This window comes from Haloferax sp. Q22 (assembly GCF_001482285.1).
Classification (GTDB): domain Archaea; phylum Halobacteriota; class Halobacteria; order Halobacteriales; family Haloferacaceae; genus Haloferax.
In genome coordinates, this window is the sequence record NZ_LOEP01000011.1 from 1 (window position 1) to 25890 (window position 25890).

The window sequence follows — 25890 nt, forward strand, 5'->3', positions numbered from 1 at the left end:
AACGGGAGTCCACGCGAAAGCCTCGGGGTCGTCCGAAACGGCTGCGCCGTTTCGTGATGACGAGAGACCGCAGGTCTCTCGAACCACTTGGCCCCGAGGCAATTTACGAAAGAGCGGCTGTACGAACTCGACAGCAACCTCCACCTCGTCGACCCCGCGTGGGTGTCCACGCAGGACAACTGGAACCAGTCCGACATCGACGAGGTCGCGGACAACATCGGCCCGTGGTTCGGCAACTACTACAGCAACTTCAACTCCGCGCCCCCGGAGGCGTGGGCCGACGGTTACCAGTACTACGACCTCTGGGAACTGTTCGACCGCGTCGCGTCGCTGTACGGCGAGCGCGAACGCTACGAGGCCCTGCAGTCCGTCCACGACGACCAGCTCACCACCGTCGAAGACGGGCTTCCGGCCGAGTCCGAGCGGCCGACCGCCGCGTATCTCTCCGTCTCGACGGACCTCTCGAGCATCTACCTCCTTCGCCTGAACGCGCCCGGCTACTGGAACGCCCACACCCGGCCGCTCGGCGCGGTCGACGCCTTCGGCGACGAGGAGTTCACGGGGCCGTTCCAGGAGGTCGACATGGAGGCGCTCCTCGAAGCCGACCCCGACGTGATTCTCGCGCTGTGGACGGTCACGGAGACGTTCGACTTCGACGGGCTGAAACAGAACCTCCGGGACGACCCGGTCGGCCGCGAACTGGCCGCCGTCCAGAACGACCGCGTCTACCCGCAGGGGACGCGGTGGCAGGGGCCGCTCATGAACCTGTTCCAGACCGAGATGACGGCCAAACAGCTCTACCCCGACCAGTTCGGCGACTGGCCGACCTACGAGGACGGCGACGACTACCCCGACTTCGGGGCCGAAGAGCAGTTGTTCGACCACGAGCGGGTCGAAGAAATCATCGCGGGCGAGAATCTGTAACCGCGTCGCTGGGGCGAGCGACTCGGGTCGTCTCGCGTTCGACGTCCGCGAGGCGACACGCTACCCGGTTGGGTCACCGCGTCAGGTCGACCTGAATCGATTTCGCGGTGCTGATGACCTGCCCGGTGATGTCCTCTTCGAGATACCGACCGGTGAGTCGACTCGACGGCCCGCAGACGCCGATGGCCGCGGCTGGCGCGCGCTCAGTCAGGGCAATCGACGACGCCACCCCGATAACCCCCGCAGATTGTTCTTCTCTGCAAAACGAGATGCCGTTCTCGCGAATCGTTCGGAGTTCGCCGCGGAGCACGTTGCGGTCGGTAATCGTCTCGCCGGTCCGTGCGTCGAGGCCGTGTTCGTCGAGGATGTCGTCGACGCGTTCGCGGCCGAGCGACGCGAGCATGGCCTTGCCGGGGGCCGTGACGTGGAGCGGGATGCGGGTTCCACACGCGTACGCGGGCGCCCAGTCGTTTGGCCCGTGAGCCATGTACGCGCAGATGCCGACGCCGTCTTCCTCGACGAACAGCGTCGAGACCTCTCCGGTGACCCGCGCCAAGTTATCGAGGTGCTGTCTCGCGGCGGTGAATACGCCGAGGTGGGACCGAACCTCCTCGCCGAGGGCCAACAGCCCCATCGACGCGAGGTACTTCCGGTCTCGCTTCGTCACGTAGCCGAGTTCCGCGAGCGTGTTGAGGTGCGTGTGTACGACGCCCTTCGAGAGCCCGACGTCGGCCGCGAGTTCGGTGACCCCGAGCGCCTCGTCGGACGCGACCAGTCGCTCGAGGATGCGAAACGAGTTCATCGTCGCGTCGACCGTCGTTGTCCCCGTCATCTCTGTAGTGCCACGAGGTGACACGGCTATATAGAAATTGTTTTTCAGAGCAGAACGATGCCCCGCGCCGCACACGCCCCAGTACACGCCTGATTGTTAATTATTATAGCTTATACAACAAATGGGGCGGCAATAGCTACCTCGTTTTGCTCTGCAGAACAATCTGAATCGGCCGATATTCGGTGGTATAGATCTCTAAACGAGCGGTTTTGATTCTTGCCATGGGGTTTTATCAATCAGTTTTTGAACGGATTGTCACGGTCGAACCAATGAAATCTGCCCAACTGACGGACACCCACACCGTAGCGATAACCGACACGGCCCGACCGCGCCCCGACGCGGACGAGGTGCTGGTCGAGATACACGCCTGTGGCGTCTGCACCACCGACCTGCACATGTATCACGGCAACCTCGATGTCGACTTCCCGACGGTGCCCGGCCACGAGAGCGCGGGCGAAGTCGTCGATGTCGGGTCGGACGTCGACGGCTACGAAGTGGGCGACCGGGTCGCCATCAACCCGTCGGTGCCGTGCCACGAGTGTCGCGCCTGTAAGGCCGGCCGGGAGAACCTCTGTCACGACCTCACTTCGCTCGGCGGGGCCGCGAAACACGTCATCGACGGCGCGTTCGCGGAGTACGCGGCCGTTCCCGTGGGGAACGTCGAGGCGATTGGCGACCTCGACTACCGGACGGCCGCGTTCGCCGAGCCCCTCGGCTGCGTCATCAACGGCATCGACCAGACCGACCTGACGAGCGGCGAGACCGTCGTCGTAGTCGGTGCGGGGTTCATCGGCCTGCTTCTCGTCCAGGCGCTCCGAGCGAGCGGCGCGGGGACCATCGTCGTCTCCGAACCCGTCGACGAGCGTCGAGCGGTGGCGAAGTCGGTCGGTGCCGACCACACCATCGACCCGACCGTCACGGACCCGACGACGGTGATTCCGAATCTCGTCGGCGACGTGGACATCGCCGTCGAGGCCGTCGGCCTCCCACAGACCATCGCACAGGCGCACTCGCTCACGGGACCGGGAGGCCGGACGCTCATCTTCGGCGTCCCCCCGAAAGACGCCGAGATCGAACTCTCGCCGTACGACCTGTTCTTCGAGGAACGCGAGGTCGTCACGAGCTACTCGCTCACGCCGGACACGTTCGCACGGGCAGTGCGACTGCTCCAGAACGGCCGTATCGACGTGGACACCCTCGTCACCGACGAGTTCGGTCTCGCCGGTCTCGAAACCGCGTTCGACCAGATGGAGGACAACCGCGGGCTGAAGAAGATCATCTACCCGGCCCGGTAACGCGGCACAGCGCGACTGACCACACAGACACAGCACACACCACACTACTCCCAATGACGAACGACCACAACCGACGAAGCTTCATCAAGACGGCAGCGACTGCGGGTCTCCTCGGCGGCCTCGCGGGCTGTACCCGCGGCGGCGACCAGGCACAGAACAGCGGCGGCTCGACTGACGGCGACGGCGATGGCACCGACGGCGACACCTCGACTGCGTCGTCGTCCGAACCCGCCATCCCGCTCAGCGAGTACGACGCCGACATCGACTGGGCGCAGTTCGAGGGCTCCCAGATCAACATCGGTGCCGTCCAGCACCCGTGGGTCTCGGCCATCAAGCCGGCGATTCCGGTGTTCGAGGAACTCACCGGTATCGACGTCGTCTGGAACATCCTGCCCGAAAACCAGTTCCGGACGAAGCGCCAGACCGACGTGAGCACCGGGGCCGGCCAGTTCGACGTCTTCTTCATGGATCAGGTGGTCAACCAGTACCGAAACGAAGGCTGGCTTCAGCCGCTCGACCCCTACTTCGAAGACGAGAGCCTGTACGACGAAGACTGGTACCAGCCGAACGACCTCTTCGAGGCGTCGCGGTGGCAAGCCCACGGCGGCGGCTTCAGCGACGAGTGGACCGGCCTGCCCATCACCGTCGAAGTCCAAACCCAGTTCTACCGGACGGACCTCTACGAGAAACACGACCTCGAAGTCGCAGAGACGCTTGAGGAGTTCCGACAGAACGCCCAGACGATTCACGAAAACGAGTCGGAGGTCGTCGGCACCGTCGGCCGCGGGCAGAAGGGCTACGGGATGAACATCTTCATCCTGAACATGCTCCTCCGCGAGATGGGGTCGTCGCTCTGGACGGAGTTCCCGACCGACTCCGGACTCGACTCGTCGGGCGTCATCGACGCGGCGACGTGGTACACGAACCTCCTGCGTGAGTTCGGCCCCGAGGGCGCGTCCACCCAGTCGTGGTCCGACGTGCTCTCGACGATGCAGGAGGGCCGCGCAGGCCATATCGTCGCCGACGCGAACCTGTTTTGGCCCGGCCTGACCGGTTCGGAATCGTCGATTTCCGATACCGTCGGCATCGCGAAGGTTCCGAAGCCGGCCGACGGCGAGTTCGCCCCCAACGCGTACAACTGGCAGATTTCGACGTCGAAGAACGCGGCGAACTCGAAGGAGGCGTTCCTGTTCATGCTCTGGGCCACCTCGGAGCCGACGAACACGTGGATGCACCTCGAAAGCGACGCCGCCTTCTCCGTCCGCCAGTCGGTCTGGGAGAACGACGAGTTCCGCTCGCAGGTCGGCGAGGAGTTCGCGCAGGTGACCCTCGAATCGCTGCAGTCGGCGTCGCCCGACCCGTTCGACCGGAAGTATCCCGAGTGGGGACAGCGCTACTCCGAGGAACTCCAGCGCGCGCTCGCGGGCCAGAAGTCCCCCGAGGCCGCGATGACGACAGCCGCCGAGGTCGCAGAGGAGATCTACAGCGAGTGACGCCGTGACATCCTCACCCGCCCTAAATGGCGGGGCTTCCTACAAGGGAAGCCTCGTCGTCGGAGGTTTCAGAACTGAAGTCCTCGAGCGTCGTCTGTCGGGATTGCCGACTCTGCTCGCGGTGTCCTGTGGTGCTGTCACAAGCACTCCCGTCCTGTGGCGAGTCATCGGTGTGCAGTTTCAACGCGCACCTCTCTCCCCACGGGTTGACGCGACGTGCGATGTTCACACTCGCGTTAATGTCTGCTTGGTACTCCGTCACCCAACACTCGCCGTTCGTACAGCGGAACATGGCTTGGGTACCACGAGAGCCGATATGTCCACACTCATGGCACGTCTGACTGGTGTACGCGGGATTCACGAATCGGACACAGATACCCGCGTCGCGGGCTTTGTCCTCGATTCGGCCAGTAAGTCGTGCGAACGCCCAGTTGTGGAGGCGGCGATTCATCCACTTACCGTAGTCAAGATGTTCGCGGATGTACGACAGGTCTTCGAGAACGATAACGGGGCTCTCGAACTGTTGGGCGTACTCGATAGCCTGTCGAGACGCTTTCTCAACAATATCCGTGAGAGCGTTTTGATAATGGTCGAATCGCTCTTGAATACGCCACTCGGCGTCTCGCTCTTGGAGGCGACGGAGGGTCGTGAACATCTCTTTACGGAGGTGTCGGGCACGACCACCGTTGTAGATGTACGGTTGGGTTGGAGTACCGTCCCGAAGGGCACAGCCCGTCAGGAGTTTGGATTCCCCAATATCGAAGCCGATGTACGTCGGCTCGTCTGGTTCAGTTGGCTCCGCGACCTCGTACTCGACAGTGACGTGAAGCACCCAATTCGTTCGATGCTCTTGCAGTCGAAACTCTCCGACCGATACGTCGTCGTCGAGGAGGTCGTCCCACAACTCACTCTGTGCGGGATTGATACGGAGCGGAATCCAGAACGCATTGCCACGTCCTGCCTGTGGGACGCGCCAGCAGAACTCGTGTCGTCGCTCCGCAGAGTGGTCGAGACGCCACCCACGGTTCGTGAATCGAACAGGGTGGTCGTCCTTCAACTCCGAAGCGTTGTACGTGTCCCGCAGTTTCGGGACGTAGGACTTGAGCGCGTCTTTCGCGTAGGACGTGAGCGTGTACGGCGTCACAACGTCGTTAACCGCGGTCTGTGTTGTCGCGCCACTCTCGAACGATTCGGAGAGGGCGCGACGGTAGGTAGCCACAGTTCGTTGAAGCCGGCGCTCTTTGTGCGCCGTGGGGGGCGCGAGCGTGGCCTGCAACGTCTTGGTGGCAGTAGCGGTCACAGTAGAACACTCGAAACCATGAAAGTTAAAACTAATGAATTACTAAGCACAAGTAGAAATGCCGAACCTGAACATCGAAGTGAGCGACGAAGAATACGAGAAACTGAGCGAAGTAAAAGAGGCCCACGGGCTGACGTGGCGAGGACTCGTCATTCAGGGTGCGAAAGCACTAGACACCGAGGGGCCACTGTAAGTCAAGGGGTACTGTGTACGAACGCGATTTCTCCCCGTCCTAAAGGACAGGGTTTCCTCGCTATCCCAAGATGAGCACGCAAACACAGACCGAAACGACGACGACGAGCGAGACGGGGGTCGCCAGGCTCCGGGAGCTGTGGAACGACTACCTCCCGTACTGGTTCATCGCGCCGATGGTGCTGGTGATGCTGCTTATCACCTTCTTCCCCGGCGCGTACGACCTCTACCTCAGCGTCATCGAGGAACCCACGTTCGACGTCTTCGCAGCCGAGTTCGTCGGCCTGCAGAACTACGCGACTGCGTTCGGCCGCGGCGGCGCGCTGCACTCGTTTATCATCACGGTGACCGTCGTCGTCAGCGCGCTCGCGCTCGAAAGCGTCCTCGGGTTCGGCCTCGCCGCGCTCGTCGCCGGCGTGGAGTCCGAGCGACTGCAGTCGTTCTACCGGGTGCTGTTTATCATCCCGATGGCCGTCGCGCCCGTCTCGCTCGCGACTATCGGCCGCATCATGCTGAACAGCGAAATCGGTGTCATCCCGTATCTCATCGAGGCGACGACGCCCTTCGCGGCCCCGGCGTTCCTCTCTGAGATTCCGCTGTTGACGGTGGTGCTTCTCGACACGTGGAACTGGACGCCGTTCATGTTCATCATCTTCTACGCCGGCCTCTCGTCGGTGCCCGACACGCTCATTGAAGCGTCGCGCGTCGACGGCGCGCCGCTGTGGCGTCGGTACCTCCACGTCGTCATCCCGTACATGAAGCCCGTGGTGTTCGTCGCCACGCTCATCCGGCTCATCGACCTCTTCCGGACGTTCGGCGTCGTCTACGGCCTGACGCAGGGCGGCCCGGGGACGGCCACCCAACTCGTGAGCATCAACATCTACGAACAGATGTTCATCAACAACTCACCGGGCGTGGCGGCCGCGATTGCGGTCGTCTACCTCGTCTTCGTCGTCGCCATCGCGAACATCGTCATCGCCAAGGTCGGCTTCGAGGGGGTGTGGGACTGATGGCGTCCCAGAACCCGTCGCAGTCTCCGTCCCAGTCGCAGTCGCCCGTGGACACCGGGTCCCAGCGCCTCGACAAAGACACCCGAGAGACGCTCGTGAGCGTCGCCCGCCACGGCCTCCTGTTGGGGTGGTCGTTCGTCGTGTTGTTCCCGCTGTACTGGCTGGCGTCGATGTCGCTGAAGCCACCGGGGCAAGCCAACGCGCTGCCGCCGGACTGGCTTTTCCTGCCGACGGTGTACAACTACATCCGGCTCGCACAGGACGGCGCGTTCCTCGCGGCGTTCGCCAACAGCGTCGTCATGGTGTCGGCGTCGGTCGTCCTCGTGTTGCTCATCGGCGTGCCCGCGGCGTACGTGCTCTCACGGTACGACATCCCGATGGAGCGGGACGTGCTCGTGTGGATTCTCTCCTCGCGGATGCTCCCGCCCATCGCCGTCGTCATCCCGTTTTTCGTCATCTTCCGGGAGCTCAACCTCTTCGACAGCCGCATCGGGATGGTGTTCATGTACGTCAGCATCAACCTCTCGCTCGTCGTCTGGGTGATGAAGGCGTTCTTCGACGGCATCCCCGAGACGCTCGAAGAGGCCGCCCGCGTCGACGGCGCGACCCGGTTCCAGGGCTTCCGCAAGGTCGTCTTGCCGGCGGCGAAACCGGGCATCTTCTCGGTCGCGATTATCAGCTTCATCTTCGCGTGGATCGAGCTCCTGTTCGGCCTCGTCCTGACGAACTTCAAGGCGGTCCCGGTGACGCTGTTCGTCTACTCGTTTATCGGCTCGCGCTCCATCGAGTGGGGGATGCTCGCCGCGGCCTCGATGGCGATGATTCTCCCGGTCGTCATCTTCCTCATCGCGGTGAACAAGTACCTCGCCGCGGGGCTGAGCTTCGGCGTGGTGATCAAAGAATGACACTGACCGACCCAGCACACCGCCGACGACCGTCGGCACGACAGCACGCATCGCTCGCGAACCACACCCGTACCCACACCCACGCGGCGGGGACACACAGCCGCACCACGAACACGGAGACACACTCATGGCCAGTATCACACTCGACGACGTAACGAAGGAGTTCGGCGAGGGCGGCGACGCGGTCGTCGCCGTCGACGACGTGTCGCTCGACATCGAAGACGGCGAGTTCGTCGTCTTCGTCGGCCCGTCGGGCAGCGGCAAATCGACCCTGATGCGGATGGTCGCCGGCCTCGAAACGCAGACCGACGGTGACGTGTCCATCGGCGACACGGTCGTCAACCAACTCGGCCCGCGGGCGCGTGACATCGCGATGGTGTTCCAGAACTACGCGCTGTACCCCAACATGACCGTCGAGGAGAACATGTCGTTCGGGCTCAAGATGTCGACCGACCTCTCGGCCGACGAAATCGAACGGACGGTGACCGAGACGGCCGAGATGATGGGTATCGAGTCGCTCTTGGACAACACGCCCGGCGAACTTTCCGGTGGCCAACAGCAGCGCGTCGCGCTCGGCCGCGCCATCGTCCGCGACCCGAACGTGTTCTTGATGGACGAGCCGCTGTCGAACCTCGACGCGAAGCTCCGGACGACGATGCGCACCGAAATCAATCGCCTCCAGAGCGACCTCGGCGTGACGACGCTGTACGTCACCCACGACCAGACCGAGGCGATGACGATGGGCGACCGGCTGGTCGTCCTCAACTACGGCGAACTCCAGCAGGTCGGCACGCCCTTGGAGTGTTTCTACCGGCCCGCAAACCGGTTCGTCGCCGGCTTCATCGGGTCGCCGTCGATGAACTTCTTCGAGGGCGAGGTCACAGACGGCACGCTCGTCGCCGACGGCTTCGAGTACGATCTCTCCGAGCGCATGCAAGCGAACGTCGGCGACCGGACCGCGGTGACTCTCGGCGCACGTCCGGAGGATTACACCCTCTCCGACGAACCCACAGACAACGGCTTCGAGGTCGTCGTCGACGTCGTCGAACCGATGGGCAGCGTCTCGTACGTGTACGTCCGGTCGGTCGCGGCGTCTCACGACGAGACGTTCGTCGTCGAAGTCGACGGCCAACAGCCCATCAGCGAAGGTGAGCGACTGCACGCGCACGTCGCAGCGACGGATGTGCACCTGTTCGACACCCAGTCCGGCGAGACGATTCACCAGCGAGAACTCACCGACGACGCGGAGAACGCGCTCTCGAAGCCGCTCGAAAACGCGAGCGCTGGGGCTGACTGACCACGCTCGCTTGACCCCCCTCGCGCCGACAGCGCCAGTCTCATGCTCACGGCCCGGGCGCTGTCGTCAACACGCGGTAGTTCCCCCGCGCATTGAAGTATCCACTCCGGATTGTGCGACCATGCACATCACGGATTACGAGCTGTTCGCGGTGCCCCCGCGGTGGCTGCTGCTCAAACTGGAGACGAGCGACGGCCTCGTCGGCTGGGGCGAGCCCATCGTGCAGGGTCGTCTCCGGACGGTCCGGGCTGCGGTCGAAGAACTCGTGGAGGTGTACCTGCTGGGCGAAGACCCGCTTCGGACCGAGTACCACTGGCGGAAACTGTACCAAAGCGGGTACTATCGCGGTGGCCCGGTTCTGATGAGCGCGCTGTCCGGTATCGACCACGCGCTGTGGGACATCAAAGGCAAGCACTACGACACACCGGTGTACGACCTCCTCGGTGGCCACGTCCGCGACCGGATGCCCGTCCACCAGTGGGTCGGCGGCGAGACGCCGGAAGAAGTCGCCAAAGAGGCGATTCAGCGTCGCGACCAGGGCTACACGGCGCTCAAGATGAACGCCACCAACGAGTTCGGCCCGCTGGAACCGCCGGCCGCCGTCGAGACCGCCCGCAAGCGCGTCGCCGCCGTCCGCGAGGCGCTCGGCGACGACCTCAACCTCGGCGTCGACTTCCACGGACGCGTCTCCAAGTCGATGGCGTCGCAGTTGGTCGACGCGCTCGAACCCTACGGCCTGATGTTCATCGACCAGCCCGTCCGCCCCGAACACTCCGAGGCGCTCGCCGCGCTCGCCGAGGGGACGACCACCCCGCTCGCGACCGGCGAGCGGTTCTACTCCCGATACGACTTCAAGCCGCTGTTGACCGACGGGTCGGTGTCGGTGCTCCAGCCGGACGTCACTCACGTCGGCGGGATTACCGAACTCCGGAAGGTGATGACGATGGCCGAGGCGTTCGACGTGTCCGTCGTCCCGCATTGTCCGTTGAGCCCGGTCGCCTTCGCCGCGAACCTCCAGGCCGGCTTCGCCTCCCACAGCGCGGTCATGCAGGAACAGGACCTCGGCCTCCACGACCCGGACGAGAGCGTCGGCCTCGCGTATCTCGATGACCCCCACCAGTTCGACTTCGACGACGGCTTCGTCACGCGACCGACCGGCCCGGGGCTGGGTATCGACGTGGACGAAGCGTACGTCCGCGAGCGCTCCCAAGGCGAGGTCAACTGGTACAACCCCGTCTGGCACCACGACGACGGCCGGCTCGCCGAGTGGTGACCGGGGTGTCGACTGGCCATCCGTGGACCAGACTACCCACGTTCGAATCGAAACCCACTCTGAAACGGCTACAGGGCATGAGACTGTCTAGAAATACTTTTGCGGATAAGGTTAGCTAGGCAACATGATTGGCATGTTGCAACAACCCGAACCGCACGTGGACTGGACCGTACGTGGCCTCCGAACGACTCGTGGCGAGATACGCACCAGGGGCGATGAGTGAGCCGTTGTCGTTCGTCGAGCAGACGAAAGTCCATCTGCACAAAGCCCTCGAAACAGACGACCCTGACGAGAGAAACTTCCATATCCGGACTGCGCTGCAACTCTGCTCGTGTGACAGCGTGACCGAACAGTCGGACTAGCACCGCCGAGTGACGCCGTTCTCAGTTCTCGAGCACCACACCCTCCGAGCGATGGGCCACCCTGACAGCGACGCCCAGTTCGTGTTCGTGGTCGATCAGTATGCAGACGATAATATTATCGTCTGCATAGAACCTCCGAGGGAGCGTCATCCAGACGCACTCGCCTGGGGAAGCAGTTCGCAGTAGACTATGTATGGTCTGTTCAATGACTCGAATATAATACGTTGCTCGATATATTTTTGATCGAGGGTTGCCGATGTCTTTCCTCTGTATACTGTGACAAATTTCCACTAAGTGTGGTTTAAATTGTCTTACTACCGAATTTGTTGAGGTATTTTATTGTGCTACTGTGGTTATCCAAGTCGGGCTCGTCACCGCCGATTCAATTTACTCAGTTGTCGAGAATATATTTTGATCTGATGAGTCGACACCATAATCCGGGTTCGATCTGGGGACTCACCGCACGCCGAGTCGGCGCGCGGCGGTCGCCGACAGATACACGCCGTTCGCGCCGACCGAGACGGGTTCGTCCGTCACTCGCGAGACGAGCGCCGCGAGGTCGCGCCGGAACGCTTCGTTGTTTGAGTAATGGTGTGGTCCGCCCTCCCGTTGGGTTCCGTCTGTTGTGTATGTCTTTCTCGACGACATCGTCTTGCACTAGGAGTGAGAGGCGTCGTCGAGAGATCTGACTAACTGCAAACCAGAGTAAGTGTATTATCGAATTTGTGGGGAAGGCTGGAATATCGGGCCATCGCCGTATTCTGATTGAGTACCCTTGTCGACCGTCTCGTGGACAGGTCCCGATTCAAGCTTCGTTTGGACCTGTTTGCCCTCGGCGTTGGGTGCTGTATCCTGTGGTACGAACTACCGGTGGAAGTGGTACATCTTTATCGTGGAGTCTCAATGAGCGAGTGTTTGCTGGGTCGGCAGGCGAACTTACGTGGTATGGTTGTAACTCAACGAGGAGTCAGTATTCAAAAAACGTTCAAAGGTCGGTCTCTCGAATCGCGTTACTTGACCGTGTACTTCGCGATCGTTGCGGTACTGCCACCACCAGGGGACTCCCAGATCACACGGATGACGTCACCCTCTGCGAGAGCGTGTGCACCGGCAGCGGTTGCGTCACCATTAGTTGTACGAGGTGCTTGGATCTTGTCTTCTTGAGCAGTTCCTGCTGCGTCCTCATAGTTGAGTTTGGTGATAGAACCGGCGGTAGTGACTACCTCGTCTCCATCGTCATCGTAGAGCCCCACAGTAACTGAAGAGCCGGCAGAGATCGTGTCAGAGCCAGACCAAAGTGCTGTCGGGTCATCTGCACTTGCACCGTTGTCTGCAATACCGTATGCAGGGTGTCCGTTAACCGTGACGCTCACTGTCCCTTCCTCAATGGACGCTCCATTTGAATGAGTGATTTCAACCATTATGAGTTCTACAGAGTCAGGGGTCGTGTCTGCATCAGTATACGCCGAATTTGACTGCGAGAATTCGAAACTCGCTTGCGGTGCACTATTTCCAACCTGGTCGCCAAGCCCGAGGACGAACGTCCCAATCACGGCCGCTAGAATCACCGTTATTGCGACCATAAGGATGACACCGATCACGGGTGAGACTGCATCTTCTTCGCGTATGAATTTCTTTATCATCTCTATTGTTCTTTGAAAGAATTTATTCGGAGTTAGTTCGGCACGGTTGCCTTTGCGATCGTTGCAGTGCTACCGCCACTAGGCGAGCTCCACGTGAGACGAATTTCGGAGCCCTCGTCGATCTCAAGTGAACCGTCACCACTGGTAACAATGGTGTCGCCAGCAGAGTAGGTCGTTCCTGTGGTGAGACTGAATGGTGCGTCGGTTAGGTCACCCGAGGCAGTTGTCCCATCCTGCAGAGTGTACGCGAGGCCAAGTTCGTCAACGGAAAGCTGAGCCCCTCCCTCATGGATGATCTGGAAATCATAGCCACCTGCAGTGGCGTCATCACCAGGGGTAAACTCGAAACTAACCGATGCTTGCGGCGCACTGTTACCCACCTAATCGCCAAGCCCGAGGACGAATGTCCCGATGACGGCCGCGAGGATGACCGTGATTGCGACCATCAGAATGACGCCGATGACCGGGCTCACCGCGGTGTCGTCTTTGAATAGATTTTGAATGTTCATGGTGTTTCACCCGACACGCATCTCTCAGGGATCACATAGCGAGCCACAGCGAGTAGCCACCCTCTGTTTCCCTCGTATTGCGCGACGTGTCTATTACACTAACCGTCGCGAGAGGATAAATAAGTTTAGCTGAATTCTACGGTTCAGAGAATTACTGCTTCTTTGGATTAAACAACTGATTAACATGAGTTGATCGACGTGACGACGAGATTCTCTGGACCGAGAGCCAGCTGCTGAACATCAGTTTATTCAGCAATCTTATCATGGTTATTCGTATACGGTGAGTCAATGAATCATCCTCGAGACGAGATTTTTGCTCACGGTGCTGTGCATCGCTGTTGTGACAGGAGTGAGTGGACCACTCGTTCCGGGGATTGACCTGACACCAGTACAGGGCTCACAGGCGGGTAACTTCGAGTCGTTCAATAACCACACAGGTGACCTGGAAGCAACTAGCATCCAGATTCCGGAACGGGCTATCGCTTAGAACATGGGGTTCGTGGGTCAGGCATCTACACGACGCGGTTCCCCGCCACGACCGTCGAAATTGAGACCGTCTCTGGTTCGGCGCTACTAATCTACGGGGTGGATATTCCGTCTCTGGGCTACGGGATACAGTCGACCTACGTCGTGAACCAGACTTCTCCACGAACGCTGAAAATGACGCTGCCACAGAGTCAGCTCAAGGCAACAGAGATCTCCCAAGATTCCTACCCGGCAGTTGCAACGGTCTACGTTCGGACAAATGGAACGAAACGGGCACTCACCAACAAAACCGTCACCGTCACCGTGAGTGGAGGTGGCCAGTAGATGTCGTCGTTGACAGACTCAAAGGTGGGGCAAGCGACACCGGCCCGCGACGCCTCGATTCTCTCAACTGGCTCTAATCGACAGGAGAACATTCTTCGGGCGTGTTCCGATGGCGTTACCGAACGCCAAGTCGTCGCGCGGCAGCGGCCGACAGAAAGACACCGGTCGTCCCGACCGAGACCGCTTCATCAGTAAGCGACGAAAGAAACGCCGCAAGCTCCCGACGAAACGTAGTGCTTCGTTGTTCGATAAGTGGGGTCGTATCCTTTGACTCGAATTTCGTCCCACGACTCCGTACGTACACCTCTGCGAACTCACGTTTGACCGGCATCGGTGCGTCAGACAGGTAGGAGGGCAACGAGAGGTCCTTGACACGCACTTTCGCCCCGGTCGGCGCACCGGCCGCAGCGAGGACGCGTCCAAGAACAACGGCATCACGTCGAGGGCGAAGTTCGGTCGTTCGTTTGGTATCCGTTTCGTGAGACATCCGAACCCCCGTTCCAAGCACGGTGAGTGCCTGTTCGAGTTGGTCTGCTGTCTCATCGTCCACAACGAACGACGGTGAGTAGCTTTCCGTGCTAATACTCCCCGTTGCAAAGACCGCTGCGACCAGTATGTTCAGCGCCCGCGCGTGTTCTGATTGAAACGTCTCTGGAAACCATCCGTTCTCCACAGCAGTCGTCAGCCCACGAACAACATCCGGGATTCTGCCGTTCATCCACTCGCGGACGCGACTCCGTGGGAGGCCGACTGCCGTTCCGACTGCGGTTGACCCCTTATCGGGGTTCGCTGCGACGTAGTCCATCGTCTCGCGGTACTGCAGGACGTACTCCCACGGGTCATCAACCGGCGTCGCGTACGTCCGCGCGACTGCTGGCTGCGTCGCAAGCGGCATAGACGTGAGAACGTGTTTCTCCGATATAACTATCTCGATTCAAGACATTCTATTTACCAACTATATCGGTACGTGGTCTGCGATGTGCTCGCAACGGACTAGCTGTGCAGTCAGACATTCGTGCTATGCGACGACCTAATTCGAGCTATTTTTGAAAACTACGTATGCTGTTCGAGTCTGACTACAGTACGTTCGAGCAATTACCGATTCAGGCGAACGACATCATCACACTCGGGACAGTCCGCGAACACGCCGGTCCCGCCGTCTTCCGTCTCGAACTCGATTAGCACGTGATACTCGTGAAGCTCCGTCTCGCAGTCCGGACAACGGCCAATCGTCGTCGACTCGTTGGTCATAGCGGGAAGTGGGAGTGTACGTGTGCTCGCAACTGTGCTTCTAGTCGCACTTACGATAAGCACGAAAATAATGATTGGTATTGCTTCAATGCGCGGCTGGGTCAATGAGCGCCACGAGCTAACCAGAATACTCACGGTGGCAGCAGGAACGTCACAACAACCGACGAGTGTTGAAGAGGTGATCGAGCCACCAAACCTCTCAAGCCGTACCCGGCTCGTTCCCCTGGTGACTCAATCGAGTGGTGGGGTATCTATGGTTCTCGGGTGCCGATCTGACATCGTCGACCCCAATCATGACACATGTGGGCATTATCCATAGTAGTTGGGATTCCAACCATTCTCTCCTCTCGGATTGTAGAACATACATATGTTCGTTATACTATGCGGGCGATAGGTCAGGTTACTGGCCGCCGGCGTCGTCGATAGACGCTCACGAGCCAGATTGCTGCGGCACCGACGAACAGCAGATACTGGAACTGCAGGTGCGGGCTGTCGAAGCCGGCGTTGAGAATCCGAATCCACGGGGCGATGTCGTCGCCTGGGTACTGGAGGCCGGGGACGACGGGCCACAACAGAAAGCCGAGTTCGCGCCACTCTTGGCGCAAGACGAGGAGATACGAGTCACCGACAATATGTGACCCGATTGCGACCGCGAGGGCGCGCGCCTCGTACTGGTAGCCACGACGGGTGAGATACCGGACGCCCAGGAACACGACGGGGACGACGATGAGGAGTGAATGCGCGAGCGACCGCCCGTTCGGAAGCACGCCCGCGTAGGCCAGCGGCTTGTCGATCAGATCGGGGAGTTGCGTCCCGACCGCGAGGATGAGGAGCGTCAGGCCGTGGGGGAACCGTGGTTTCCAGTCACGCACACGCGCGAGGGCCACGACGAGCAGATAGCCGAGTGCGAGGTGGCCAAGGGGATACACACGCCGATGGAGGCGCGTCCCACGCATAAACTCACTCATCGAAATTGTTTTCGCATATATATTATCAATATTATATTCTGTCTACCCAGACTGCTCAGACGATAAACTCTTTACCCGCCTGTCCGACTCTCTCAGATAGAAACCGTTCGTGGGGTCCACCGAACTACTGCAATCCAGTCTCAACGGTGCTCACAAACAGGTGGTCAATCTCTATGGGAACGTCAAGCGCACACAACGACACTCAGCATGCAAAACAGCTGGGTAACGGCAAAGACGGTACGTCGGAATCGGACATCAGACTAAGCGGCGAGGAGCTACTCCTCCCCGCAGACAGTGAGGTCACGCCGACGCTCTCGGTCGTGATGCCCACGCTCAACGAAGAAGGCGGCATCGCCCAGTGTATCGAGTGGGTCAAAGCCGCGCTCGAGGACATGCAGATCTACGGCGAGGTCGTCGTCGCCGACAGTTCGACCGACCGCACGCCCGAGATCGCAGCAGAACACGGTGCCGTCGTCATCGAACCCGACGGCAAGGGCTACGGATACGCCTACCTCTACGCCTTCGATCAGGTCCGCGGTGACTACATCGCCATGGGCGACGCCGACTGCACCTACGACTTCAAGGAACTCCCGAAACTCCTGAACCTCGTTCGGTCGGGTGAGGCCGACATGGCCATGGGCTCGCGGCTTGAAGGTGAGATCTTGCCCGGCTCGATGCCGCCCCTGCACGAACACGTCGGGAATCCCTTGTTGACGAAGTTCCTCAACGTGTTCTACGGCGCTGGCGTGAGTGACGCGCATAGTGGTATGCGTGTCTTTACTCGGGACGCCTGGGAGACCATGGACTGCTCGTCGACGGGCATGGAGTTCGCCAGCGAGATGATCATGGAAGCAGGTGCGAAGGACCTCGAGATCGAGGAAAAGCCGATTACCTACCACCCGCGCGAGGGTGAGGCCAACCTCGAGAGCTTCCCCGATGGCTGGCGACACGTTCGGTTTATGCTGGTCAACGCGCCGGGGTACCTGTTCTCTGCGCCTGGCTTCGGGCTGTCTGTGATTGGTGTGTTGGCGCTGTTGTTAGCGTGGACTGGGACCGAGATCGGTGGGGCGACGTTCGGCATCCACACCGGCATCGGTGGCGGTCTGCTGACGCTCGCTGGCTTCCAGTTGATGCTGTTCGGGGCGTTCTCGACGGTGTCGTCTGATCCGGTTCGTGGCGCGTCGGATCCGTTTACCACCTGGTTCACGAAGCGGATCTCGCTTGAACGCGGTGCGACGATTGGCTCGCTCGTGTTCCTCGGTGGGCTTGCCTACGGTGGCTTCCTGGCCGTCACGTGGGTGACGAGCGGGTTCAGTGCGCTGCCGATCGCGGTTGCAGACATCGTGGCGACCGTGGCCGTGGTGATTGGCCTGCAGATGGTGTTCGGGTCGTTCCTGTTGGGTTCGCTCAGCGAGTAATCCGACACAGTTTCTCTCGCTTCTCTCTCGACCTTCCCATCGAAAACTGAAGACGCGTTATCGCTGCTGTTCTTAATCGAGCGCGTTGAGATATCGCTCGACGTACGGATGGAGGTCTTCGTACGGTGGTTCAAAAACCGCCAGTTTGCTGTGTTGGGCGTCCTTCTGGAGCGTATCGTCGTTGAGCGTCACTTCGAACGCAGTCGCAAGATAGTGCTTCGAGTCGACGCCCTCGACCTCCGAGGTGTCGTAGAAGTGTTCGAACGTCCCCAGTCGCGACTCGATGGTCACGTCGACGCCTAACTCCTCTTCGGCGACACGGTGGACCGCATCCGTCAGCGTCTCGTTTTTGAACACGGTCCCACCGGGAACGAACCACTCGCCACGCGCGGGCTCGTTCTCACGGAGACCGAGGACGACGCCACCCTCGTGACGAATCACGAGGTCGACGGAGACCAGCGGGACGTTCGCGACGATTGCCTCCCACTCGTCGTCGGGGATCCACGTGTCCTGTTCGTCCGGCTGGTTGCGCTGGTCGGCCATCTATTCGTCGTCGCCGAGGTAGTAGTCGACGCAGGCTTCGAGGCCGTCTTCGAAGCTCCACGTGGGTTCCCACCCGAGCGCCTTCGTCTTCGTCGCATCGATGGCGTAGCGCTGGTCGTGCCCCGCGCGGTCTTCGACGAACTCGATTTGGTCTTCCGACCCACCCACGGCTTCGAGAATCTTCTCCGTCGTTTCGAGGTTCGACAGTTCGACGCCGCTGCCGATGTTGTACACCTCACCGATATCGCCCTCACGGAGGACGACATCGAGGGCCGCACAGTTGTCTTCGACGAAAATCCATTCGCGGACGTTCGAGCCGTCACCGTAGACCGGGAGCGTCTCGCCGTTCGCAGCGCGCTGAATGAACTTCGGAATGAGTTTCTCCGGGTGCTGCCGCGGACCGAAGTTGTTGCACGTCCGCGTGATGAGCGTGGGCAGGTCGTGGGTCTCCCGATAGCTCTGGACGAGCAGGTCTGCACCGGCTTTCGTCGCCGAGTAGGGATTCCGCGGCGCGAGTGGGTCGTCTTCCGTGAACTTCCCTTCGTGAATCTCGCCGTACACCTCGTCAGTCGAAATCTGGAGGAACCGGTCGATACCCGCGTCGAGAGCGGCGTCGAGGAGCGTCTGCGTCCCCTGGACGTTCGTCGAGACGAACGGTTCTGCCCCGCCGATGGAGCGGTCGACGTGCGACTCCGCGGCGAAGTTCACGATGACGTCGGCATCAGCCACGAGGTCGTCAACGAGGTCGCGGTCGCGGATGTCGCCCTCGACGAACCGATGGTTCGGGTGGTCGAGGTACCCGGTGAGGTTGTCACGCGACCCGGCGTACGTGAGCGCGTCGAGCGTGACGACGGAATCGTCGCTATTGTCGAGTAGATACCGAACATAATTCGAACCGATGAATCCGGCACCGCCTGTAACGAGTACGTCCATATGCCACCAACAGAGGCAGCATATATTTACATTTTCATCAACACAACGAGTACATGTACGCACTCGTCACCGGTGCTAACGGCTTGCTCGGGAGTGTCGTCGTCCGGACGCTCCGCGAGCAGGGCCACGAGGTCGTCGGCGGCTATCACTCCGAGGAACCTGCCTTCGACTGCCCACTCCACCAAGTCGATATCACAGATACTGAGCGAGTCGTGGAGTTACTCGACGAGTACGACGTTGATGTCGTTATCAACTGCGCCGCCTATACTGACGTGGATGGCTGTGAATCAGATTCCGAATTGGCGAACGCCGTGAATGCCGTCGCTCCCAGTACGATTGCGGGAATCTGTGGCGACCGTGAGATTCCGTTCGTTCATTACTCCACAGATTACGTCTTCGACGGCGAAACAGACTCTTTCTACGAAGAAGCTGACGACACTGCACCGATTCAGGAGTACGGCCGCTCGAAGCTTGCGGGTGAACACGCTGTCCGTGAGGTGAATGCTGACGCCCTCATTCTTCGTCTGTCGTTCGTCTACGGCGCACGTGGCGATACGGGCGACCTCGTCGGCTTCCCCCAGTGGGTCGCCTCGACGCTCGCCGCGGGCGACACCGTCCCGCTGTTCACCGACCAGACGATGACGCCCAGTCGGGCCGGCAACGTCGCCACGACGACGCTGGAACTCCTCGATGCCGGTGTGTCGGGGACGTACCACGTGGCTAGTCAGTCGGCCGTCACGCCTTCCGACTTCGGTGCGGAAATCTGTGAGGTAATTGGTGGCGATCCGTCGCTCATCGAGTCGTCGGTCATGGCCGACCTCGACCGCCCGGCGGCGAGGCCGCAACGCTCGTGTCTCGATGTGTCGAAGGTAGAAGGCGAACTCGGTCGACCCCAACCGACGTTAGAAGCCGACCTTGAAGCGCTTGAAGCTGCGTTCAGCGACTACAGTTCGTAGCTGGCTTTGTTGTCGAGGAAGTGCTCCTGGTCGGACTCGTCGAGGTCCGTAAAGCGGAGGACGTTCTCACAGTCCAGACCGGGACACTTCATCACGCGGTTCGATTCGAGTTCGTTCGCGGAGACGACGGTCCCGCATTGCGTGCAGGCGTGGGTGATGATGTGCATGATTAGAGTTTCAGTTGGGAGTTCTCGCCGACGACGAGGCGACGACCCTCCGGGAGGAAGTCGTCCGCGCTGCCGATGTTCGCGCCCTTGCCGAGGAGGCTGTCGACGATGCGCCCGGACGTGTTGATGTTCGACTCACCGATGACGACCGAGTTCTCGATGTGAACGCCTTCGAGCGTCGAGTCCGGGCCGACAGCGGTGTACGGGCCGACATAGGTGCCAGACTTGATGACCGCCCCGTCCGCGATTGAAACCGGTCCACGGACGACTGCGCCGTCTTCGATGGTCGCCGACTCAGCGAGTTCGACGCGGCCATCGACGGTTGCATCGTCACCGATGGTCCCCCGCTTTTTGAGCGACTTGTCTTCGAGGACGAGTTGGTTCGCCTCGAGGATGTCTTCGGGCTTGCCCGTGTCTTTCCACCAGCCTTCGACGACGTGCGAGTCGATTGCGTAGCCGTCTTCGAGGAGTAACTGAATCGCGTCCGTGATTTCGAGTTCGCCACGCCACGAGGGTTCGAGTTTCTCGATGGCGTCGAAGACCGCGGGCGAGAAGACGTACATTCCGATGAGTGCGAGGTTCGTCGGTGGCTCGTCGGGCTTCTCGATGAGCTGGGTGACGTTGCCCTGGTCGTCGACGTCCGCAATCCCGAACTGCTGTGGGTTGTCGACTTCCTGAAGGGCGATGCCTGCACCGAAGTCGCCCGATTCGAAGCTCTCGACGAGGTCGACGACGCCCTCTTTGAGGATGTTGTCGCCAAGGTACATCACGAAGTCATCGTCGCCGACGAAGTCCTTCGCACAGCCTGCTGCGTGGGCGAGGCCGAGCGGGTTACCCTGGACGATGTAGGTAATTTCGACGCCGTAGTCGGAGCCGTTGCCGAGGAGGTCCTGGATTTCCTCGCGGCCCTTGTGACCGAGAATGACGCCGATTTCGGTGATCCCCGCTTCTTTGAGATCCTCGACCGCATATTCGAGGACGGGTTTATTCGCGACCGGAACGAGTTGCTTCGGCCCGGTGTGAGTAATGGGTCGGAGACGGGAGCCCGTGCCTCCTGAGAGAAGTACGCCTTTCATCGATATGAGACGATACCTTACACGGTACTAAATAAGTTTGTGCTCTGCTGACAGACCGACTCGTTAGCCGTGAATCTCCGCGTTCCAGTCGTACGGAATCCGCTCGTCGTCGTACGGAATCCGCTCTTCGTCGGGGTCTTCGTAGTCGTAGAGGTTCGTCGGATAGTTGATGAGGAGTGATGGCTCGTCGCCGATGGCTTTGAATCCGTGCCAGCAGTCACCCGGGATGCGGATGACCTGCTGGTTGTGCTCGCCGATGACGAACGTGTCGAGTTCTCCCTGAGTGGGTGAGTCTTCTCGGTCGTCGTAGATGCCCACCGTAATGCGGCCCTTCGGACAGACGAAGTGGTCGATCTGGCCTTCGAGATGGCGATGCCAAGCCCTGACGACGCCGGGGTACGTCATTGAGTAGTAGGACATCTCCGGGTTGATTTCGTATTCGTCCCAGTCGCTTCGGAACACTTCGACCAAGTGGCCGCGCTGGTCGGCATTGACTTGGAGGTCGTGGACTTCGACGTCGTGGATGTTTGGCATGTCTATCTATTGGTTTGCCCAATCACTATATCTGTAATGGTACACTTCTATCCAATCACCTTGTCTGGGAACTTAACCAGATATGCCGATTTTTCTGTTCATAATGAGTTCACGTAACCGATAACATTGTTACTTCATCGATATTCTGATTAATTTTGGTTGACCAATTTTGCCGCACTTTGAGCAGCCAGTATTAACGAGATCTGTTTATTTTATACAATTATTATATTGTGTGATTCTTCTCAATAGGTACCTGTAGAAAGATTCATACATCACCGATAGAAATTCTGCAGAGGTGAATTAGCTCATAACTATGACTGAAAATATAAGCTCTGCACGGGCTGATAATCTTACTGCAATAGTAACTGGCTCAGCTCGCGGAATCGGTGAAGCGATCGCTCGACGACTGGCTTCAGAAGGTGTGTCTGTTGTTGTAACTGATAAGAACGAATCAGACGGCAAGGCAGTAGCTCAATCAATTAGAGATGCTGGCCGATCTGCAGTTTTTATCAAAACCGATTTGCGCTCGCCAGATGAGGTCTCAGCCCTATTCGAGGCAACATTTGAAAGATTTGAATCCATAGACATCCTCGTCAACAACGCTGCTGTCCATACTTCTGATAGTGTTGGCGATGTGTCCATTGATGAGTGGGATTCTGTTCTCGAAACAGACTTTCGCTCTTACTGGCTTTGTGCGAAGTATGCACAAGAATATATGGATGAGGGAAGTATAATCAATATCTCCTCAAACCATGCGTTTAGCACGATGCCAGCACATTTTCCGTACAATGCTGTCAAAGCTGGTATCAATGGTATGACTCGTTCAATGGCCCTTGATTTCGGTCCTGAGATCCGTGTCAATACCATCAATCCGGGGTGGGTCGCCGTTGAGCGAACGACAGACGAAATGGATAATGAAGAGCGCCAACATCTTGAGTCAATTCATCCAATTGGTCGAATTGGTACACCAGAAGACATCGCTGGTACTGTCGCGTTTCTTGCTAGTGAGGACGCAGCTTTCATCACAGGTGCTAGTCTTCTTGTTGACGGTGGCCGCTCCGCGGTAATGCAAGACGATGTGCTTCCCGATTACCGGGAGTCCCGTGAGCGTTGATTACTCTTGTTTTAGACCTGTGATGAGGTTTTCCACAGCCCGATCGTGAACCCGGTTTACTGCCTCGGTTGTATTCTGTGCATTATGTGAGCCCAGGACTACCGAGTCAAAAGTTGTAAGCGGGTCGCTATCTGATAGTGGTTCTTCTTCGAATACATCGAGTGCAGCACCCGCTATCGTGTCTTCGCGTAGTGCCTTAACTAGTGCATCTTGATCAATGAGTTGCCCTCGTGCTGTATTAATAATGTAGCCGTTCCCGCCAAGTTGTTCTAACTCATCAGCGCCGATCATGTTCCGCGTCGCCTCGGTAAGCGCACAATTAAGACTGACAACGTCCGAACGGGTGAGAAGTTCTTCCTTACTGACTCGCTTGATCCCTGTCTCCTTTACCAACTCCTCAGGGAACGGCTCAATATCCGAGCCAAGAACTTCCATTCCGAGAGCATGGGCACGCTGGGCTACTGTTGAGCCGATGTCACCTACGCCAATGACGCCAAAGGTTTTTCCTGCGAGCGAGGTTCCACGAGGACAGTACCAATCACCGTTCTGGACGGCACTGTCGATCTGGTGAAGTTGCCGAGTAAGCATAATCGTGTAGCCTACAACTACATCCGCAACCTCGTCGTTGAATGCTCCAGGGGTATTATAAACTTCAACACCGTGCTCCTCTGCGGCCTCGGTGTCGATCCCATCGATACCAATTCCCCATTTCGAGATGACTTTCAGCTTTTCTGCCCTTGAAATAACCTGCTCAGTAAATTCATCATCTCCTGCGAGTACACCATCGTACTTATCAATAATTTCGAGAAGTTCACTCTCTGTGAGCTGCTGGTCAACGTCAGCAATATCGTATACAATATCGCGTGATTGAAACTGATCAGCGTAATCGTTGATCGAGTCCAGGATAAGTGGACATGATATCAGAACACGTTGGGACATTTCACTCGTGATATATAGTTAGTCTATAGAAAGGTTTGTGATTGCCGAACCGTTCTACGAGGTTGCGTCCGAGCCCTTCCCTTCGCCAGCAGCACTAATGTTCCCATCTCGTTCTGTGTAGTTGATCTTCTGCGATTCCCCGCGTCTATTTGTTGTCGTGTCGTTTGATGATTGAGACTCATCCTGGTTGGACGCATTTGACTCGGGGAACGTGTCTCGGTCCGGGTAATAGAACCGTTGCCAGAGTTGTTCTGGAATTGGTCCTTCTTTTGAGAACCCACGATATGTACCCCAAAACTGGAGTAAACGAAACTCCGGTATCTCTCGTAGATTTCCTCTTAATTCACCCTTCTGTAAAGCTGTTTTGTAGTCAGAGAGGATGTTTTTCACAGAGAGGGTTATAAAATCAGATAGAGAGAATGATTGATTTGGCATGATTTGTTTATGAGCGTATGCTTCCCTACGGTACCGGTTGAATATCTCTTTTGCTGTCTCATCATGGACATGAATTATCTCCGCCTCCGATGCATAGGAAATATCGTATCCATCTTTTTGTACCCGCTTGGCCCAGTCAACGTCTTCAAGCCCGGTTAACTGCTCATCGTAAGGATAGTCTTCCCAGATCTCACGGCGAATCGCAGCGTTCGCGTTGTTACAGAAAGGATAGTCCTGTCGCTCAATATCTTCATTGGGGAACCACTGCTTGAATATCTGGTTCTCAGCAAAGGTTGTCACTTCGTTTCCCCTCTGTTTCCCGTAGACTAAGGCAACTTCCTCGTCAAACTTGGCTAGTATTTGTTCCAGCCAATCGCTCCGTGTTGGATAGACATGAGCGCTCGCAATTACGCAGAATTCGCCCTTAGCCGCCTCACAACCGTAATTAAGGGCACGGCCGAAGGAAAATTCTTCAGGATCAATATATACAATTTCTTCTACGTCGAACTGTTTCGCAATTTCTATCGTACCGTCAGTAGACCCCGAATCCACAAGGATAACCTCAAAATCCTGCATTGACTGTTTTGATAAACCGTGGAGTAACTTCCCGAGATGGTCGGCCTCGTTATAACAGCGGATAACGAGCGATGCGCGTGGTGAATCCATGGCTAATCAGGTAGATGTTACCTGACTAAATTTATCTTCGGGTTTTGTTTATTCGGTTATTTCAACGGGATACACAAGTATTATGAAATCAGAAACTGCGCCTACTTGTATGAAAGTCGCCGCAGTAATACCTGCACGGATGGGCTCGTCACGGTACCCCGGTAAGCCGCTCTGTGACATTCTGGGCATGAGCATGATTGAACACGTATATCGGCGAACCCGTATGAGTAAATCAGTAGACGAGACATACATTGCCACCCCAGACGAGGAGATTCGAAAAGAAGCTGAAAAGTTTGGAGGTGATGTGATTATGACAGGGTCGCACACGCGCGCAACCGATCGAGTTGCAGAAGCTGCCGAAGATCTGGATGCAGAAATAATCGTCGTCATGCAGGGTGATGAACCACTCGTGTACCCAGACATGCTCGACGATGCAATCGCACCAGTGCGTGATGAGGAGGAGATCAAAGTAACCAACCTTGCGAAACCTATCGCAGACGAAGACGAGTACCCTGATCCAAACAACGTAAAAGTCGTTGTTGATGAGGACTGGAACGCTCTGTATTTCTCACGGGCCCCAGTTCCGTATATTCATGAGGGAGAGTACGAGGAGGCACCCGTTTATCATCAGGTATGTGTAATTCCGTTTGAGCGGGAGTTCTTGTTCGAATTTACGTCAATGGATGAGACAAAATTAGAACAAGTTGAATCGGTCGACATGCTTCGTCTACTTGAGAATGGATATGATGTTCGATTAGTAGAAAATGACAGGGAAACATATCCAGTAGATACGCCAGAGGATCATGAGAAAGTAATCGAAATGATGTCTGAGGATGATCTATTTAATAAATATGGTGGCACCTAGTTTTCTGCGAGCAGATTCGTACAACGTACTTGTGTAGAACATTGTTGGTGTAGAGACATCTTGCGATCTTGTTCTCTGGACTTTCGACGGGTTTCGCCGTAGAACAGGAAGATGAGCGGCCAAGTGGAGTTGTCTGTTACTGGTCACCCTGTTTTGGATTGCTCACCATCGGCGGCCGAC

25 protein-coding genes and 1 pseudogene are annotated in these 25890 nt (G+C 58.3%); 13 read left to right on the forward strand and 13 right to left on the reverse strand.

Annotated elements, in window-relative coordinates:
- Positions 1-102 precede the first annotated feature (102 nt).
- A pseudogene (locus AM590_RS03885) lies at positions 103-924 on the forward strand (ABC transporter substrate-binding protein); the annotation flags it as partial.
- Positions 925-997: 73 nt separating this feature from the next.
- Here AM590_RS03885 and AM590_RS03890 read toward each other — a convergent pair.
- Positions 998-1756 carry an IclR family transcriptional regulator gene (locus tag AM590_RS03890; RefSeq protein WP_058826317.1) on the reverse strand — a complete coding sequence of 253 codons (759 nt, stop codon included), beginning with the start codon at positions 1754-1756 and terminating at the stop codon, positions 998-1000.
- A gap of 269 nt (positions 1757-2025) precedes the next feature.
- Between AM590_RS03890 and AM590_RS03895 the strand changes: the two genes are divergently transcribed.
- Both AM590_RS03895 and AM590_RS03900 read left to right on the forward strand, forming a co-directional pair.
- Positions 2026-3051, forward strand: coding sequence for a zinc-dependent alcohol dehydrogenase family protein (locus AM590_RS03895; protein ID WP_058826318.1), 1026 nt, complete (start codon positions 2026-2028; stop codon positions 3049-3051).
- Positions 3052-3104: 53 nt separating this feature from the next.
- A complete protein-coding gene (locus AM590_RS03900) occupies positions 3105-4544 on the forward strand; it encodes a substrate-binding domain-containing protein (protein WP_058826319.1) in 1440 nt (479 codons plus the stop codon).
- Positions 4545-4566: 22 nt separating this feature from the next.
- On the opposite strand, the gene AM590_RS03905 is transcribed toward AM590_RS03900, so the two are convergent.
- Entirely contained in the window at positions 4567-5844 is a 1278-nt protein-coding gene (locus AM590_RS03905; protein WP_058826320.1) for an RNA-guided endonuclease TnpB family protein, read from the reverse strand.
- Positions 5845-5902: 58 nt separating this feature from the next.
- On the opposite strand from AM590_RS03905, the gene AM590_RS21220 reads away from it, so the two are divergent.
- From AM590_RS21220 to dgoD, 5 genes are all read left to right on the forward strand, one after another.
- Entirely contained in the window at positions 5903-6037 is a 135-nt protein-coding gene (locus tag AM590_RS21220) for a hypothetical protein (protein ID WP_007543265.1), read from the forward strand.
- Positions 6038-6107: 70 nt separating this feature from the next.
- Positions 6108-7046, forward strand: coding sequence for a carbohydrate ABC transporter permease (locus AM590_RS03910; protein WP_058826321.1), 939 nt, complete (start codon positions 6108-6110; stop codon positions 7044-7046).
- Positions 7046-7951, forward strand: coding sequence for a carbohydrate ABC transporter permease (locus AM590_RS03915; protein ID WP_058826322.1), 906 nt, complete (start codon positions 7046-7048; stop codon positions 7949-7951). The genes AM590_RS03910 and AM590_RS03915 overlap by 1 nt, the downstream gene beginning before the upstream one ends.
- Positions 7952-8078: 127 nt before the next feature.
- Complete coding sequence (locus AM590_RS03920) at positions 8079-9248, forward strand: ABC transporter ATP-binding protein (protein ID WP_058826323.1); 1170 nt, start codon at positions 8079-8081, stop codon at positions 9246-9248.
- A 121-nt stretch (positions 9249-9369) separates the two neighbouring features.
- On the forward strand, positions 9370-10521 hold the full coding sequence (gene dgoD / locus AM590_RS03925) for a galactonate dehydratase (RefSeq protein WP_058826324.1): 1152 nt from the start codon (positions 9370-9372) through the stop codon (positions 10519-10521).
- A gap of 1372 nt (positions 10522-11893) precedes the next feature.
- Here dgoD and AM590_RS21425 read toward each other — a convergent pair.
- From AM590_RS21425 to AM590_RS03940, 3 genes are all read right to left on the reverse strand, one after another.
- Positions 11894-12526 (reverse strand): type IV pilin, encoded by a 633-nt coding sequence (locus AM590_RS21425; RefSeq protein WP_058826326.1) that lies wholly within the window; start codon positions 12524-12526, stop codon positions 11894-11896.
- A gap of 380 nt (positions 12527-12906) precedes the next feature.
- Positions 12907-13035: a type IV pilin N-terminal domain-containing protein gene (locus AM590_RS21360; RefSeq protein ID WP_345775624.1), complete on the reverse strand. Its 129-nt coding sequence runs from the start codon at positions 13033-13035 to the stop codon at positions 12907-12909.
- A gap of 925 nt (positions 13036-13960) precedes the next feature.
- Entirely contained in the window at positions 13961-14740 is a 780-nt protein-coding gene (locus AM590_RS03940) for a hypothetical protein (protein ID WP_058826327.1), read from the reverse strand.
- Between the two features lie 164 nt (positions 14741-14904).
- Here AM590_RS03940 and AM590_RS21225 point away from each other — a divergent pair, with 164 nt between their 5' ends.
- Positions 14905-15027, forward strand: coding sequence for a hypothetical protein (locus tag AM590_RS21225; RefSeq protein ID WP_256364931.1), 123 nt, complete (start codon positions 14905-14907; stop codon positions 15025-15027).
- A 464-nt stretch (positions 15028-15491) separates the two neighbouring features.
- Here the strand turns inward: AM590_RS21225 and AM590_RS03945 are convergent, their stop codons facing one another.
- The gene (locus AM590_RS03945) at positions 15492-16025 is read right to left on the reverse strand and encodes a metal-dependent hydrolase (RefSeq protein ID WP_058826328.1); all 534 of its coding nucleotides are present in this window, start codon (positions 16023-16025) and stop codon (positions 15492-15494) included.
- Positions 16026-16237: 212 nt separating this feature from the next.
- On the opposite strand from AM590_RS03945, the gene AM590_RS03950 reads away from it, so the two are divergent.
- On the forward strand, positions 16238-17482 hold the full coding sequence (locus tag AM590_RS03950; protein ID WP_058826329.1) for a glycosyltransferase family 2 protein: 1245 nt from the start codon (positions 16238-16240) through the stop codon (positions 17480-17482).
- A gap of 72 nt (positions 17483-17554) precedes the next feature.
- Here AM590_RS03950 and AM590_RS03955 read toward each other — a convergent pair whose 3' ends face one another.
- Both AM590_RS03955 and rfbB read right to left on the reverse strand, forming a co-directional pair.
- Positions 17555-18025, reverse strand: coding sequence for a GDP-mannose mannosyl hydrolase (locus AM590_RS03955; RefSeq protein WP_058826330.1), 471 nt, complete (start codon positions 18023-18025; stop codon positions 17555-17557).
- On the reverse strand, positions 18026-18958 hold the full coding sequence (gene rfbB / locus AM590_RS03960) for a dTDP-glucose 4,6-dehydratase (protein ID WP_058826331.1): 933 nt from the start codon (positions 18956-18958) through the stop codon (positions 18026-18028). It lies immediately after the preceding gene.
- A 53-nt stretch (positions 18959-19011) separates the two neighbouring features.
- Here rfbB and rfbD point away from each other — a divergent pair, with 53 nt between their 5' ends.
- Positions 19012-19914, forward strand: a complete 903-nt coding sequence (gene rfbD / locus AM590_RS03965; RefSeq protein WP_058826332.1) for a dTDP-4-dehydrorhamnose reductase — start codon at positions 19012-19014, stop codon at positions 19912-19914.
- Here the strand turns inward: rfbD and AM590_RS03970 are convergent.
- The 3 genes from AM590_RS03970 to AM590_RS03980 form a co-directional block, all read right to left on the reverse strand.
- Positions 19902-20081, reverse strand: coding sequence for a hypothetical protein (locus tag AM590_RS03970; RefSeq protein WP_058826333.1), 180 nt, complete (start codon positions 20079-20081; stop codon positions 19902-19904). The genes rfbD and AM590_RS03970 overlap by 13 nt on opposite strands.
- Positions 20082-20083: 2 nt before the next feature.
- Complete coding sequence (locus AM590_RS03975; protein ID WP_058826334.1) at positions 20084-21157, reverse strand: glucose-1-phosphate thymidylyltransferase; 1074 nt, start codon at positions 21155-21157, stop codon at positions 20084-20086.
- 63 nt (positions 21158-21220) lie between these two features.
- Positions 21221-21691 carry a dTDP-4-dehydrorhamnose 3,5-epimerase family protein gene (locus AM590_RS03980; protein WP_058826335.1) on the reverse strand — a complete coding sequence of 157 codons (471 nt, stop codon included), beginning with the start codon at positions 21689-21691 and terminating at the stop codon, positions 21221-21223.
- Between the two features lie 313 nt (positions 21692-22004).
- Between AM590_RS03980 and AM590_RS19705 the strand changes: the two genes are divergently transcribed.
- On the forward strand, positions 22005-22805 hold the full coding sequence (locus AM590_RS19705; protein WP_082677652.1) for an SDR family NAD(P)-dependent oxidoreductase: 801 nt from the start codon (positions 22005-22007) through the stop codon (positions 22803-22805).
- Here the strand turns inward: AM590_RS19705 and AM590_RS03985 are convergent, their stop codons facing one another.
- On the reverse strand, positions 22806-23744 hold the full coding sequence (locus AM590_RS03985; RefSeq protein ID WP_042665584.1) for a phosphoglycerate dehydrogenase: 939 nt from the start codon (positions 23742-23744) through the stop codon (positions 22806-22808).
- Between the two features lie 54 nt (positions 23745-23798).
- The gene (locus tag AM590_RS19710; RefSeq protein ID WP_082677653.1) at positions 23799-24845 is read right to left on the reverse strand and encodes a glycosyltransferase family 2 protein; all 1047 of its coding nucleotides are present in this window, start codon (positions 24843-24845) and stop codon (positions 23799-23801) included.
- A 109-nt stretch (positions 24846-24954) separates the two neighbouring features.
- On the opposite strand from AM590_RS19710, the gene kdsB reads away from it, so the two are divergent.
- Positions 24955-25710 (forward strand): 3-deoxy-manno-octulosonate cytidylyltransferase, encoded by a 756-nt coding sequence (kdsB, locus tag AM590_RS03995; RefSeq protein WP_058826337.1) that lies wholly within the window; start codon positions 24955-24957, stop codon positions 25708-25710.
- Positions 25711-25890 lie beyond the last annotated feature (180 nt).